Annotated in this window: 12 protein-coding genes; 4 read left to right on the top strand and 8 right to left on the bottom strand. The window is 61.2% G+C overall.

The window, feature by feature from the left end; genetic code table 11:
* Positions 1-71 precede the first annotated feature (71 nt).
* A complete protein-coding gene (locus BMZ10_RS11450; RefSeq protein ID WP_093461638.1) occupies positions 72-1,067 on the bottom strand; it encodes a hypothetical protein in 996 nt (331 codons plus the stop codon).
* A 324-nt stretch (positions 1,068-1,391) separates the two neighbouring features.
* Between BMZ10_RS11450 and BMZ10_RS11445 the strand changes: the two genes are divergently transcribed.
* A complete protein-coding gene (locus BMZ10_RS11445) occupies positions 1,392-2,513 on the top strand; it encodes a GGDEF domain-containing protein (protein ID WP_093461635.1) in 1,122 nt (373 codons plus the stop codon).
* Positions 2,506-3,444, top strand: coding sequence for an iron-sulfur-binding ferredoxin reductase (locus BMZ10_RS11440; protein ID WP_093462563.1), 939 nt, complete (start codon positions 2,506-2,508; stop codon positions 3,442-3,444). Before BMZ10_RS11445 ends, BMZ10_RS11440 begins: the two co-directional genes overlap by 8 nt.
* 173 nt (positions 3,445-3,617) lie before the next feature.
* On the opposite strand, the gene pyk is transcribed toward BMZ10_RS11440, so the two are convergent.
* Positions 3,618-5,069, bottom strand: coding sequence for a pyruvate kinase (gene pyk / locus BMZ10_RS11435; RefSeq protein WP_093461632.1), 1,452 nt, complete (start codon positions 5,067-5,069; stop codon positions 3,618-3,620).
* 178 nt (positions 5,070-5,247) lie between these two features.
* On the opposite strand from pyk, the gene BMZ10_RS11430 reads away from it, so the two are divergent.
* Together BMZ10_RS11430 and BMZ10_RS11425 are read left to right on the top strand one after the other, a co-directional pair.
* Positions 5,248-5,622, top strand: coding sequence for a tetratricopeptide repeat protein (locus tag BMZ10_RS11430; protein ID WP_093461629.1), 375 nt, complete (start codon positions 5,248-5,250; stop codon positions 5,620-5,622).
* A gap of 308 nt (positions 5,623-5,930) precedes the next feature.
* Positions 5,931-6,290, top strand: coding sequence for a PilZ domain-containing protein (locus BMZ10_RS11425; protein ID WP_093461626.1), 360 nt, complete (start codon positions 5,931-5,933; stop codon positions 6,288-6,290).
* Positions 6,291-6,301: 11 nt separating this feature from the next.
* Here the strand turns inward: BMZ10_RS11425 and BMZ10_RS11420 are convergent, their stop codons facing one another.
* The 6 genes from BMZ10_RS11420 to BMZ10_RS11395 are packed head-to-tail and all read right to left on the bottom strand — an operon-like array spanning position 6,302 to position 13,257.
* Positions 6,302-7,657, bottom strand: a complete 1,356-nt coding sequence (locus BMZ10_RS11420; RefSeq protein WP_093461623.1) for a DUF58 domain-containing protein — start codon at positions 7,655-7,657, stop codon at positions 6,302-6,304.
* Positions 7,654-8,733: an AAA family ATPase gene (locus tag BMZ10_RS11415; protein WP_093461620.1), complete on the bottom strand. Its 1,080-nt coding sequence runs from the start codon at positions 8,731-8,733 to the stop codon at positions 7,654-7,656. The genes BMZ10_RS11420 and BMZ10_RS11415 overlap by 4 nt, the downstream gene beginning before the upstream one ends.
* Positions 8,730-9,950, bottom strand: coding sequence for a DUF4350 domain-containing protein (locus tag BMZ10_RS11410; RefSeq protein WP_093461617.1), 1,221 nt, complete (start codon positions 9,948-9,950; stop codon positions 8,730-8,732). The genes BMZ10_RS11415 and BMZ10_RS11410 overlap by 4 nt, the downstream gene beginning before the upstream one ends.
* Entirely contained in the window at positions 9,947-11,539 is a 1,593-nt protein-coding gene (locus tag BMZ10_RS11405) for a DUF4129 domain-containing protein (protein ID WP_093461614.1), read from the bottom strand. The genes BMZ10_RS11410 and BMZ10_RS11405 overlap by 4 nt, the downstream gene beginning before the upstream one ends.
* Complete coding sequence (locus BMZ10_RS11400; protein WP_093461611.1) at positions 11,526-12,506, bottom strand: stage II sporulation protein M; 981 nt, start codon at positions 12,504-12,506, stop codon at positions 11,526-11,528. Before BMZ10_RS11400 ends, BMZ10_RS11405 begins: the two co-directional genes overlap by 14 nt.
* 13 nt (positions 12,507-12,519) lie before the next feature.
* A complete protein-coding gene (locus BMZ10_RS11395) occupies positions 12,520-13,257 on the bottom strand; it encodes an RDD family protein (RefSeq protein WP_093461608.1) in 738 nt (245 codons plus the stop codon).
* Positions 13,258-13,462 lie beyond the last annotated feature (205 nt).

Here is a 13,462-nt window from a genome sequence, read left to right as displayed (position 1 = left end):
AGCCATTAAGGTGGAAACGACGCGTCATCAGCGAGGGGGTATGACGCGCCGGCGCAAGTTCTATTGACACGTCAAAACATTTTGAAATCTATCTCGTTGCCCGAGTTTTTTTGGGTCATTTCAATACCGTACGAGTTACCATATTGGTCGAATACTATCCAGCGCGTTGGTCCGTACGTGCGGGAGTGGGGAGGCAGCAGGCCGATCAACTCCAAGCGTAAAAAATTCATTGCGCCGGGACGATCGTTTATTGCGACGGAAATATCTTTATACCTGAAGTCTCGGGCAGCTCCAGGTTTGAACCCGAAGTGGTACTGAGTTTCAAAGTAGGTGTAGCGAACCCATGATCGGAGTGGGTAGTAGGCTTCCGAGTCTTGATAATAAAAATGCTCATCGTCGCCATCCCGCGGTATGGCGCCTGCAATTCGCAACGTCCGATCGGCAAACTGCAGATAATAGACGTCAATGTCTACATCGGTCTCACCGTCGTCGGTGGAGCCTTCGAACGCGTGGACTCGTTCCAGTGTAAAGTCACTGCGTCTGCGGCGCGGGGTGCTAATGGCCTCCAGCTCGATATGCGAGTTGAAACGCGACGTGCAGGTGGCATATTCAACACCTTCCTCTTTAGTGATACCTGCGTACAGTTTGTAGCGTTCGCCACCATGGGCCAGTGTGGAGATATAATAATCCCGGCTCCGCGGCGCGGACTCGAGCAGAGGCTGGGGTGCAAAACCTGACGCGGCATAGTATTCCACGTTCGGATGCTTATTGAGCGATACTTTGAAATAGTCTTCCGGAGAAAAGCTGTTGTTGTTCTCCACGTCTGGATGTTTGGCATTCAGACCGAAGCCCTGACCCAGATCGCGAAAGTCGCTGCCGTCCTTTATCAGGAAGATCCAGATGCTGTCCATCTGTTGATCGGTAATTTCCTGTCCTTTAACGGGTGTCAGACTGACCGTGACCTTAATTTGCTGATTGCCGTTGTTATAAAGCTTGTTCGTGTTGGACGTCACGTCAATCTTGAATTTGCTCAGCCATTTGGCGTCATCTTTGAATTCGATATGCATGGGTAACCTTCCGTGGTTGTTGAGTGCAGCCTCAGACTAAGCGCTTGCAGCGTCCGAATTGATATAAATATATATAGAGAAGCGGCCAGATATAACGCGATGTTTCGACGCACGCAGCGGGGAATCGGCACTCAGCGTACGGCGTAGTACCAGAATCATTACACTCAAATGGCAGTATCGACACGTCGGGCGACAGGCGCGTTGGCGAAACGCGCGGTTTCCACTACATTGGCATCTTCCCGGATGATCGAAGCGTCCACTGACCTCTCTCGGCCAGCGGCGCGAAGCAGGCCCCTGTGGCCGGACAGGACGAAAGCGCAGACGATGACGACCCAGCCTCCATTAGACGGATCTATCCAGCGCTTACGGCTCAAGCGTTTTGGCCTGGCAACTGGCACCTATGTGTTATTGATCGTGCTGATAATGGTTGCCTACTGCGCCGGGTATTACCACGCGACGTTCTTTGGCGTCTGGCTCGCCAGTGTGTCGGTATTGCTGATGCAGGGCGTGCTGAGTCTGGTGTTCTTCGGCGGCTACAACCTGCGCTTCAAGGACCCGAGCCTCACTGAGTTTCAGGTGCTCATGGGGCTTGGCTGGCAGACCTTTCTGCTCGCCCACATGGATTCGGCTCGAGGCACGTTTCTGGTGCTGTATGTGCTGGTCTTGCTGTTCGGTCTGTTTCACCTGAGGCCGAAAGTATTCATCCGCTGTTCGGTGCTCGCCTTGCTCGGTTTTACAGGGCTGAACTTGTGGGACGCGGCCCATGACCGACTCGACGATCCTGGCCTGGCTGCGCTGCAGACCTGTGCGTTGTTCATCGTGCTGGCCTGGCTGTGCCTCTACGCGCGCTTCGTGCAAGCTTCCCGTCAGCGAATGCATCAGCGCAGGATCACGTTGCAGGCGCATCAGGAAACCCTGCGTGGAATGATGTTCCAGCTCGAGGAACTGGCGTCCACGGACGAACTGACCAACCTGTATAACCGCCGGTATTTCCTGCGCCTGGCGACCCGTGAGCTGGAAGCCATGGAGGGCAGTTATGCGGCCGGACTGGCGCTCATCGACCTCGACCACTTCAAGCGGGTCAACGACATTTATGGTCACGCTGCAGGTGACCGGGTCCTGCAGGTCTTCGCCAAAATTGCCGACGAGTGCCTGCGCCCGGATGACATTCTGGCGCGCTATGGAGGAGAAGAGTTCGTGTTGCTGATTCCGCGCTGCACCCGCGCGCAACTGGTCGATTGCTGTGAGCGTATCCGTCTGGCGTTCATGCAGGTCAAGCTTGCGGATGTGCCTGATCTGGACCTGAGTCTGTCCATCGGCATGACCCTCATCGAGCGCAACGACCACATGGACCCGGCACTGCAGCGGGCCGACCAGGCGTTGTACCGCGCCAAGCATCAGGGCCGCAATCGCTGTCATGGCGCCTGGGATTATGCCGATGCCTGAATTGCGGGCAGGCGGCCGTCAATGGACGGTCGCATCGGCTGCCAACCTGCTCGATGCCCTGAACGATGCCGGTTTCTCCGTTCCTTACAGCTGCCGAGCCGGCAGTTGCCACACCTGTCTGGTGCGCTGCGTCGTCGGCGAGCCGCTCGATGAACTGCCACAGGCGCTGGACGCCGACAAACGTGACCAGGGCTGGCGGCTGGCGTGTCAGTGCCGCGTGGTCGACGACCTGGCCGTGGAAATCTTCGATCCTGCCTGCGATGGCCTGCCCGCCACGGTGAGCGACTGCCACTGGCTCAGTGCTTCGGTGTTGCGCCTGCGCCTTGAACCCGAGCGCCCGCTGCGCTATCGCGCCGGGCAGCATCTGGTCCTGTGGACCGCCAGCGGCGTCGCTCGACCATATTCGCTGGCCAGCCTGCCCGGCGAGGACGGATTTCTGGAATTTCACATCGATTGCCAGCGTCCCGGTGCCTTCGCCGATGTGGCGCGCACCCTCAAAGCGGGCGATCCGCTCAGGCTTGGCGAACTGCGCGGCGGCGCACTGCAATACGATCGTGACTGGCAGGACCGGCCGTTGTTGCTGCTGGCAGCCGGCACCGGCCTGGGTCCCTTATGGGGCGTATTGCGCGAAGCCTTGCGGCAGGATCATCAAGGGCCGATCAACGTACTGCATGTCGCTCGCGACAGCAGCGAGCACTATCTGGCCGAACCGATGAATCAGCTTGAGCACGCGCATACAAACCTGAAGACCGAACTCGTAGCCGCTGCCGATTTTCACGCCGCCCTCGCGCATCTGCGCATCGCCTCCCGGCAGACCATCGCGCTGGTGTGCGGCTCGCCCGCGAGCGTCGAGGCGTTTTCCAGGCGCTTATTCATCGCCGGATTGCCGCGAGGGCAGATGCTCGCCGATGTGTTTCTGGAGAAAACCTGACCGAACGACGTCCGCCATTCGGTGTGCCACCCAAGGTAAGTGGCGTCACCTGCAGGAGTATGGTCACCCGCGATCAGACCCGAGTGGCCGTGTGATCCTGATTCGCAGCCATACGACGCAAAAGCCCCGACCTCTCAGGAGCGCCGGGGCTTTTGCCTGTTGCGTGCCGCGTCTTAAACCATCGGGTCGCCGACGTGCAGGATCTTCATGCCGTTGGTGCCGCCGATCGTGTGGTAGCTGTCGCCCTTGGTCAGGATGACCCAGTCACCCTGCTCGACCAGACCACGCTTGACCAGTTCGTCCACAGCCGACTGGCTGACCTGACCGGCCGGCAATGCCGCCGGGTCGAACGGAATGGTGTAAACGCCACGGAACATCGCGGCGCGCGCCTGGGTTTCGCGGTGCGGAGAAAACGCGTAGATCGGCACCGAGGAGCGAATGCGCGACATGATCAGCGGGGTGTAGCCGCTTTCGGTCAGCGCGATGATCGCTTTGACGCCCGGGAAGTGGTTCGCCGTGTACATCGCCGCCAGCGCGATGCTTTCGTCGCAACGGGTGAACGAGTGGCCGATGCGGTGGCTGGACGTCTTGCCGGTCGGGTGACGCTCGGCGCCGACGCAGATGCGCGCCATCGCTTCCACCGCTTCGACAGGGTAGGAGCCGGCAGCACTTTCGGCGGACAGCATGACGGCATCGGTGTAGTCGAGCACGGCGTTGGCCACGTCGGACACTTCGGCGCGAGTCGGCATGGGGCTCGAAATCATCGATTCCATCATCTGCGTGGCAACGATCACCGCCTTGTTATGGCGACGTGCGTGCAGGATGATTTTCTTCTGGATGCCGACGAGTTCAGCGTCACCGATCTCGACGCCCAGGTCGCCGCGGGCAACCATGACCGCGTCACTGGCGCGGATCAGCGCATCGAGGGTCTCGTCATCGGCGACGGCTTCAGCGCGTTCGATCTTCGAAACCAGCCAGGCGGTGCCGCCGGATTCGTCACGCAGCTTGCGGGCGTATTCCATGTCCGCAGCGTCGCGCGGGAAAGAAACGGCGAGGTAATCCAGGTCCATTTCCGCAGCGAGCTTGATGTCCTGCTTGTCTTTTTCGGTCAGCGCCGGAGCCGTCAGACCGCCGCCACGGCGGTTGATGCCTTTGTGGTCCGACAGCGGGCCACCAATGGTCACGGTGCAGTGCAGGGCGTCGGCGGTCTGCGTGTCAACGCGCATCACCACTCGTCCGTCGTCGAGCAACAATTCGTCGCCTACGCCGCAGTCCTTGACCAGATCGGGATAGTCGATACCGACGATTTCCTGAGTGCCTTCGGTCAGAGGATGGCTGGTCGAGAAGGTGAACTTGTCACCGACCTTGAGCTCGATCTTCTTGTTGGCGAATTTGGCGATACGAATTTTCGGGCCTTGCAGGTCACCCAGCAACGCGACGAAGCGGCCGTTCTTGGCGGCGATGTCGCGGATCAGCTTCGCGCGAGCCTTGTGCTCGTCGGGCGTGCCGTGGGAGAAGTTCAGGCGGGCGACGTCCAGCCCGGCAAGGATCAGCTTCTCGATGACTTCTGGCGAATTACTTGCAGGGCCAAGTGTGGCTACGATTTTGGTGCGGCGAACGGACATGCACAAACTCCTTAAATGAAGCGCAGCGAGAGGCTACTACTGTATTGGTCTGTAGTCATTGTTCCTTTGCACTACCTGACTGCCCGAATGGTGGGCAACTGGCAGACCGGCGGCGGTCAAATCGCTGTTGAAGAAATCCCGCCAGGCGCCGATACAATGCAGAGCACAGGAGACTCTCATGCGAATCGTGATCATATTTGTGGCGCTTGCCGCGCTCAGCGGCTGCACTCGTTGGGCGATGAACAGCCACTTGAACAATGCCAACCGCGCCTATGCCCAGGGCGACTGCGACGCTGTGATGTACAACCTGTCGAAGGTGGACCGGGAGAGCCGCGCGCGCCGTTATGTGCAACCGGAAGTGTCAATGTTGCGCGGCCAGTGCCTGGAACGCCAGAAATTGTACGTCGACGCCGTGCAGACCTACCGCTTCATCATCACTCAGTTTCCGTACAGCGAATACGCTTTCCGGGCTCAGGCGCGCCTGGATACCTTGCACCAGCTGGGTTACGACAACCTTGCCCCGCCGGCGGTGGCTCGGCCTGCCTCACTCTGATTACACCCGTATGGATGGACGGCACCTGTTTTGAGTGGCCATTGTAAAAATCTTGGCTAGGCTGTAATGAGTAGGGACCTAAGTTTTTCTCACAGGAGTGGCGAAGGGCGCTCGGTTTATCGTCGTGGTTATCGCGAAATCGAATAATCGGATGAGTGACTTCGGTTAACGCTGGTGAGTCAGATGACGTCCCTGTTGTAATGAACAGGTGGATTCGCTCGTTTACGTCGTCTCGGCAGTTCACGAACGACCGAATCTCAATGCACTAGCACGACCATGCTAAATGGTCTTTCCAGGGCGAGTGTCCAATGCTGAACGAAAGGCGAATAGAACGTCACCAGCTGCCGTATTACCTGCAGGTGTTCAATCGATACACCGATAAGCCGCTAGGTTGCCTGGGTAATGTATCCGAACAGGGGCTGATGCTGATCAGCGATCTGCCCATTCTCGTCGGTGCCGACTTTCAGCTTCGCCTGAAAGTCCCGGATGAGAAGAACGGACTTTACAACATCGATATCAATGCCAGCTGCCTGTGGTGCCAGGAAGACGAAACGCCCGGCGTTTTCGATTCCGGCTTCCGGCTGCAGGTCGCGCCCGCCGAGTATTTCCATCTCATTCAGGCCTTGCAGCGTTATTTCAGCTTCTATCCTCTGGAAGCGTCCGCCTGAAAACGGCACCTTTATAAGGTGCCGGCTTTCTTCCAGCTCAGGTAGCGACTCACCAATTGCGGTCCCAGCTCCACAGGGCGCACGTCCAGCACCGGAATGCCGTGGGCGCTCAGGCGCTCATGCAGGCTGGTCCGCGCGTTGGAAAACTCCACCGTGCCGCAGTAATCCAGCGCCTGTTGCCAGGTGTGTACCGGCGTGTGACGAAGTTCGTCGAGCACTTCCTCGCGCAGGCTGGCGACCAGAATCCGATGATGTCTGCCCAGCCGCTTCACTGACTCAATGAGCTGTTCGTCGTCCTCATCACGAAGGTTGGTGACCAGCACCACCAACGCACGGCGTTTCTGTCGGGCCAGTAACTGGCGGATCGCCAGACTGTAATCGGCCGGACGCTGGGTGCTGTTCAAGTCATAGACCAGATTCAGGAGCACGCTCAATTGCCGCGTGCCTTTGCCCGGTGACAGGTGGCGATCCTCATCGGCGGCAAACGTGGAAATGCCTACCGCATCACCTTGGCGCAGCGCCACATGACTGAGCAGCAGGCAGGCGTTGAGCGCGTGGTCGAAGTGGGTGAGATCGCCATCCTGGCTGCGCATGCGTCGTCCGCAATCGAGCATGAAGACAATCTGCTGATCGCGCTCGTCCTGGTATTCCCTGGCAATCGGCGTGCGCTGCCGCGCGGTGGCTTTCCAGTCGATCTGGCGCAGGCTGTCGCCCTCACGAAACTCGCGCAACTGATTGAATTCCAGCCCCAGCCCTCGACGCTGTCGCTGCCGTATGCCGATCTGGCTGAGCCAGTTGTCCACTGCCAGCAACTGGCCGTTGTGCAACCGGGCGAAGTCCGGATAGACCCGCGCCGTGTCCGTGCTCGCCAGAAAACGTCGCGACAGCCACAGCCGCAACGGGCTGCGCAGCTGGATTTCGATGCGTTCGAAGATGAATGCGCCGCGGCTGGTCGGCCTCAGCCGATAACTCAAATCGGCTTTGCGCTGTGGACGCAGCACGATGTCCTGCGGCAGATTTTCGACCTCGAAGCGATTGTCCGGGCCTTGCGGGCCGTGATCGAACAGGCTCAACGCAACCGAACGGCGCGAGTCGTGCAGCAGTTCAACGTGCACATCGCTCCAGCGGCCCAGCGCCAGACTCCCGGGCAATCGGCGCTGAACCTGTGGCGACGGCGTGCGCCAGACCCAGAACGCATCGAGTGCGGCCAGGCCGCCCATTACCCACAGCAACGACCAGAACAGACCCTCCAGTCTGGTCGCGATCCCGCGTCCGAGCGCCTGGCTGATGCCCAGCAATACGGCGATGCCGGCCAGAATCGCCAGCCACTTGAGCAGTCGCGTCGAGGGCTTGAGCAGTTGCTTCATTGGCGGGGCGCCGGGACCTGATCGAGCAGTTGTTTAAGCACCTGATCGACAGACAGCCCTTCGATGTCCAGTTCGGGCGACAGCCTGACGCGATGACGCAGAACCGCCAGGGCGCAGCCCTTGATGTCGTCCGGAATGGCGAACTCGCCACCGCGCAGCAATGCACGGGCGCGCGCGCCACGCACCAGCGCGATCGATGCGCGCGGACCTGCGCCCAGGCTCAGTCCCGGCCAGGTGCGGGTCGCACGCGCCAGTCGCACGGCGTAATCGAGCACCTGTTCATCCACCGGCAGTTCGCTGGCAATGCGCTGCAACGCGATGACGTCCCTGGCCTGCATGAGCGCGCGCAGCGGTTGCACATCGAGCATGTCCGAGCGCGTGGAGCGGGTGACCTGACGGACCATTTCCAGCTCCTGTTCAGCCTGCGGATAGTCCATGCGCAGCTTGAGCATGAAACGGTCCAGCTCGGCTTCCGGCAGCGGGTACGTGCCTTCCTGTTCGATCGGGTTCTGCGTCGCGAGCACCATGAAGGGCTGGGGCACCGGCAAGGCGCGCCCCTCCAGGGTGACCTGACGTTCCTGCATGGCCTCCAGCAACGCCGCCTGGGTTTTCGCCGGCGCGCGGTTGATCTCGTCGGCGAGCAGAAGATGGGTGAAAAGCGGGCCTTTGCGCAGCTTGAATTGCTCGCTCTGCATGTCGTAAACAGCGTGACCGGTGACATCGCTCGGCATCAGATCGGGCGTGAACTGGATGCGTGCGAAGTCGCCCCCGAAGCATTGGGCGAGGGCGCGCACGAGGAGCGTTTTGCCCAGCCCCGGCACGCCCTCGAGCAGGACGTGCCCGCCGCCGATCAGCGCGGTCAAGACATCGTCGATTACAGCATTCTGGCCGATGACGGCTTTCTGTAACTCGTGGCGCACAGCCTGCGCCAGATGGATCGCACGCTGGCGCTGCTGGGCGGGATTGCTCAATGGCGCCGTGCTTGCCTCACTGTCTTTGGGTTCCAGTGCCGCGGGGTCAGTCTCGCTCGCTCCGTTTGCTACGGAACTCGACGGTTCGGTCGGATGTTCGCTCATAAGGCATTCCTGAGTGTTTGCAGGTACGCAACCTGACGGGTGAAGTCGCTGTTGGACAGGCGTTCTTCGGGGCGTGGCCGCAGCGCCTGACCGACGCTGCTGGTGGGTTGGCGCGTCATGCGCGCCAGGGTCTGCCATTGCTCGGTCACAGGCAGCGTTTCGAATCCGGGGTGTAACTGGCGCGCGCGGCGCAGGATATCCTGCTGAAGCGCACGCAGCAGGGCATGCTGGCCTCGGCGCCGCAGCATGAAGTCAGCGCTTGCACGCAAATGTTCACTCAATTGACGACGTGCGCGAGGGGCAAGGGGCAGCATCGGCCCGTGACGCATGCCGGCGTGCCAGAGCGTGGCGACCAGACAGAGCCCCAGCGCCAACAGGGCCTGTGGGAAAAACTTCCACAACAGGCCGAACAGATCGTCGTGTTCGGTACGAAGCAACATTGTCACCTCGCTGTCCTGACTCAGGTACCACAGCAGCCACGCGTTGTCGTACTTGCCGATCGCGCGGGTTTTCCACAGGTCGGCATCGGTGACGATGGTAATCAGCCCTTTGCCGTAGATCAGTTGCAAGAGGTGCGTGGCGTCGGCGCTGTTGGCCCAGGATCGGGCATGATCCTGCGGGTCGTCGAGATGAAAGGCCGGGTCGAAACTCATGTACGCCGGGTCGCTTTCGTTTTCGACGTAGAGTCGCGTCAGCTCGGGCCAGGGCGTTTTCGGTGTCTGAACCTCAGGTGCGCTCAGGGGAATGACCGGCTTGATCAACTCGCGCTCGCGTCGCCGGTCCTGTTCACGCACATCGCGCGTGAGGAACTGGCGAATCTGCAATTGATCCAGCAGCAGATCGCCGCTGCGTCCTTTTTCTTCATCCCACAATTGCTCGGCGACGAACAACAGACGACCGCCGGCGCGCGCCCACGCCAGCAAACGCCTGACCTCGCCCGGCGTCATGTTTTCACGTGTGTCGAGCAGCATCAGGGTCTGTGCCTGCTGGCCGGTGTCTGGAAGGCTGTTGAGCGTCTCGGCGACGCTCACCGGCACGTGCTGCCCACGCAAATAAGTCTGGGCTGCAAGGTAGGGATTGGCCCGCACGTCTGGCGAAGGCCCCTGATCGACCACCTCCTCATAGTGCTCGATGCGCTTGAGCAACGGCAGGCTGGCGATGCTCAGGCCGATCAGCACCAATACGCTGACCAGAATCCACGTGTTACGCCGGCTCATGTCGCGCCCTGCGCTGCGAACAATCGCCGCCAGCGATCGCAGAGGTTTTGCCTGGCGTCCAGGGGCGGCAGCTGATGGCCGTAAGCGAGATTCTGCCAATGTTGTGTCAACTCATGGCTGAACGCGTCCAGTGACGGCTGCTTGAGTTCGGCGATGCGGGCGAGCACCTGACCTTCGGTATCGGCGTGCCTGAGCGGCAACTGATAGTCCGTCAGCAGGCGGCTGAGCAGCGCGCGATAGAGCAGGCTCAAGGCCTCGCGTGGCGATTGCTGCCACAGGCGTTCGGCGGTGCCGGCGATGTCGGCCGGCAGACTGTCGGCACTGACCTGCAGGCCGAACAACTGTTCAGGCGTGCTGCGCGGCACCGGCGCTTTTTGCTGTGAACGCCCGACATACGTGCCGAACCAGGCGCGATAGCGCCAGATCACCCACGTCATTCCCAGTGCAAGCAGTGTCCACAGCGCCACCTCGAACACCGTTGAAAGGGTCTTGCCAACATTCAACAGCCCGACCACCCACTTCGCGAGCCAGTCGGGTGCATCGCCGGTCTTGCCTGCTTTCTGGTGCTCGGCCAGGCGCCAGCCGGAAACCGGCTTGGGGTTCTTGAACGGCGGGTTGCCCAGCACGGATTTGATGGCGGTCTGTGACGCCTGGCTGGTCAATGGCTGATTGAGCAGACGCGGCGTGCCCGGCGCTGCGGCCTGTTCGTCCAGTTCGGGGGAATCCAGCGGCGGCAGCGGGCAACTGTAGACCTGTTCCTGTGGGGCATCGTCAGCCATGACCGCCGTGGGTGAAAAACTCAAGGCAACCGACGCGCCGAGCAGCAACGCATAAGCGCTGCCCATGACGCGCTGGCGAAGCCTGCGAAACGCCAGTTCGATGTCCCAGGCCTCCAGCGTGGTGCGTCGATTGAGATACAACGCAAATCCGCACGACACGTAAATCGGTCCCCACAGCACCAGCACGATGGCGTACAACCCGTTGGTCAGATGCTCAAGCCAGTTCCAGTCGCCCTCGACATCCAGCAGGCTGCGCCACGACCATTCGATTTCGATCTGCAGCGGGATCATGGCGTAGAACAGCAGCATCAGCCCCAGCCACAGACACAACTCCAGCGAGCCGCCCATGGATGTCAGCAGCCGGGCCGCGCGCAAATCTTTCTGCCCCAGCAACGCGATGCGCTGAGCGTGAGCGGAACCGTCCAGGCCCTCCAACTGTTGAACTGGCAGGGTGAAGCTGCGGCTCAGGCTCAGCCGGCGCAGCGTGAGGCTGGCAATCAATTGCGGTTTGAGCGCCGCAATCCAGGCCTTCAATGACTGCTTGAGCGTTGGCGTGGCGCCGAACAGTGCCTGGGAAAGGATCAACAAGGGCAGTCGTTCGAAAGCGGGTTTGAGCCACCAGAACAACAGGATCGCCAGCGACGGGTAATCCCACAGCAACAGGCTCAGCAGCGTGAACACCGGCAGCGTGACGATCGCCCAACTGCTCATCAGCAAGCGCCGATGCCGGCGCGCCAGGAGCACGCCCAGATCGACAGCCTCCCAAGGACTGCGCGGACGCAGTTCGACGCTGGCTTCAGTCAGGCGCATGGGACGAGCGTCCAGCGAACAGCAGGTAAGCGGCGACCAACGCCCAGAGCGCTGCGCCGACCAGATACTTGGTGGTCGGTTGCGGCCAGGTCATCGACGACCAGTACGCCTCGATGAACGCGGCGATCAGTAAAAACAGCATCACGCCGCCAATCAGCCGCACGCTGGTGCTGGCCGCCAGGCGCAGCGCTTCATCCCGTCGCAGAGCGCCCGGGGCGAGTAATGCCCAGCCGAGTTTGAGTCCGGCGGCGCCCGCCAGCGCGATGCCGGTCAGCTCGAACGCGCCGTGGCCGATCACGAACGGCCAGAAGGTCTCGCCAAAACCCACATCGGTCAGGTGGCCCGCCACCGCTCCGATCATCAAGCCGTTGAAGAAGAGGAAAAACAGGCTGCCGACGCCAAACAGCAGGCCGCTGGCAAAGGTCTGAAACGCGATGCCGATGTTGTGCATGATGTAATAGCCGAACATCAGCCAGTCAGTGCTCGACGCCCGTTCGACGGCCTGGCCGATGCGCCGCGCGGCGGGATCGTACATGGCTTCCATTTCATCCACCTGAGCGGGGCTGACCACGCTGTAGATCAGATCCGGGTAGGCGTACACCAACCCTCCCATGACGATCAGACTGCCGAAAAACAGCAGCGCGGCCAGTGCGACCCAACGCCATTCTGCACGCACCGCGCGGGGAAAATCGGCGAGCACGAAGCTCAACAGTTGTGCGGCAAACTGGCTGCGATGGCGATAGAGCTGTTGATGCCCGCGCATCGCCAGTTGTTGCAGCGGATCGACCAGATGGCTGCTGTAGCCCCGGGCCTGCGCGAGGGCCAGATGCTGGCAGATCTGCCGGTAATCACGGGTGAAATCGTCGCCGGATTCGCTCCTGCCGCGGCTGCGCTCCAGCACGTCCAGCCGAGCGCCGAAGCGCTGCCATTCGTCCTGATGCCGTTGTTCGAACTGGTTCTGCTTCATCTCGCCCCCCGCATCATGTCATCCCCGCCAGCCCGCGAGCGATACCGTTGAGCCGGTCCACAGACTGATGCGGATCCGTCTGCAGCGGGATTTGCAGGGGCTCGACGACAATGGCCGCCAGCTCATGGGCGCGCGCCGTGACGAGCTGGCCCTGACGTTCGGCGAAGGCGAGCAGGGCGCGTTGTTCATCCAGCGTCAGGGCGACCGGTGCCGCCAAAGGCGCGGCGTCCGGCAAGACCGGTCGGGGTAACAGCGTATCGCGGTAGATCACCAGCGTACCGGCGGCAATGTCGCCCAACCGTTTGAACAGCGGATGCTGCAGGCAACTGAACGCGCCCACGGTGTAGCCAAAGGGCAGCATGTCCACGAAGCGCAGCAGGTTGCGCAGCAGTGACGCAGACCAGCCGACGGGCGTGCCGTCGTCGTGGATGACCCGCAGCCCCATGATCTGCTTGCCCGGCGTGCGCCCCTGATGCAGTACTTCGAACAGCACCATGTACCACCAGTTGATCAGGAACAGCGAAAGCACGAACAGCCCGGTGCCGAAGTCGCCGAGCGTCCCGAGCAGGAGAAACAGACCGGTCAGCAGCACGCCTCGAATGACCAAGTCGATGGCGAACGCCAGCGAGCGGGACAGCAGACCGGCCGGGCGCAGAAGCAGGTCAATGCCCTCAGGCGTTTCCATGCGAATACGGGTGTCCAGTGGAGCAGGCTGTGCAGCGATCCTTGGCCAGGCTTGCGAGGAGGACATTCGGAGGAGGTACGCCGGAAAATAAAGTCTGATGCTAGCCACGCCACGACCGGTAAGCAACCTGCGTTACAAAGTGCTGCGCGCGATCAGGCGCTCACATTTCGTAGCAGTCCGACCAGACGGCAGGCGCGCGGTCCTGCACCTCGACTGCGCCGTTGAACCGTGTCCCACCCATGTTGCGCGGATTGGCGTAGAACCCATCTGG

Origin of the sequence: Pseudomonas sp. NFR16 (assembly GCF_900108875.1) — a bacterium.
Lineage (GTDB): Bacteria > Pseudomonadota > Gammaproteobacteria > Pseudomonadales > Pseudomonadaceae > Aquipseudomonas.
Note: the sequence above shows the minus strand (reverse complement) of the source record. Positions and strands in the feature narration are given on the sequence as shown.

What these genes read in the sequence shown, in the direction of transcription:
- pyk (WP_093461632.1), bottom strand. Translation starts at nt 5,069, where the DNA reads ATGTCCGTTCGCCGCACCAAAATCGTAGCCACACTTGGCCCTGCAAGT.
- BMZ10_RS11425 (WP_093461626.1), top strand. Translation starts at nt 5,931, where the DNA reads ATGCTGAACGAAAGGCGAATAGAACGTCACCAGCTGCCGTATTACCTG.
- BMZ10_RS11415 (WP_093461620.1), bottom strand. Translation starts at nt 8,733, where the DNA reads ATGAGCGAACATCCGACCGAACCGTCGAGTTCCGTAGCAAACGGAGCG.
- BMZ10_RS11400 (WP_093461611.1), bottom strand. Translation starts at nt 12,506, where the DNA reads ATGAAGCAGAACCAGTTCGAACAACGGCATCAGGACGAATGGCAGCGC.
- BMZ10_RS11420 (WP_093461623.1), bottom strand. Translation starts at nt 7,657, where the DNA reads ATGAAGCAACTGCTCAAGCCCTCGACGCGACTGCTCAAGTGGCTGGCG.
- BMZ10_RS11405 (WP_093461614.1), bottom strand. Translation starts at nt 11,539, where the DNA reads ATGCGCCTGACTGAAGCCAGCGTCGAACTGCGTCCGCGCAGTCCTTGG.
- BMZ10_RS11440 (WP_093462563.1), top strand. Translation starts at nt 2,506, where the DNA reads ATGCCTGAATTGCGGGCAGGCGGCCGTCAATGGACGGTCGCATCGGCT.
- BMZ10_RS11450 (WP_093461638.1), bottom strand. Translation starts at nt 1,067, where the DNA reads ATGCATATCGAATTCAAAGATGACGCCAAATGGCTGAGCAAATTCAAG.
- BMZ10_RS11410 (WP_093461617.1), bottom strand. Translation starts at nt 9,950, where the DNA reads ATGAGCCGGCGTAACACGTGGATTCTGGTCAGCGTATTGGTGCTGATC.
- BMZ10_RS11430 (WP_093461629.1), top strand. Translation starts at nt 5,248, where the DNA reads ATGCGAATCGTGATCATATTTGTGGCGCTTGCCGCGCTCAGCGGCTGC.
- BMZ10_RS11395 (WP_093461608.1), bottom strand. Translation starts at nt 13,257, where the DNA reads ATGTCCTCCTCGCAAGCCTGGCCAAGGATCGCTGCACAGCCTGCTCCA.
- BMZ10_RS11445 (WP_093461635.1), top strand. Translation starts at nt 1,392, where the DNA reads ATGACGACCCAGCCTCCATTAGACGGATCTATCCAGCGCTTACGGCTC.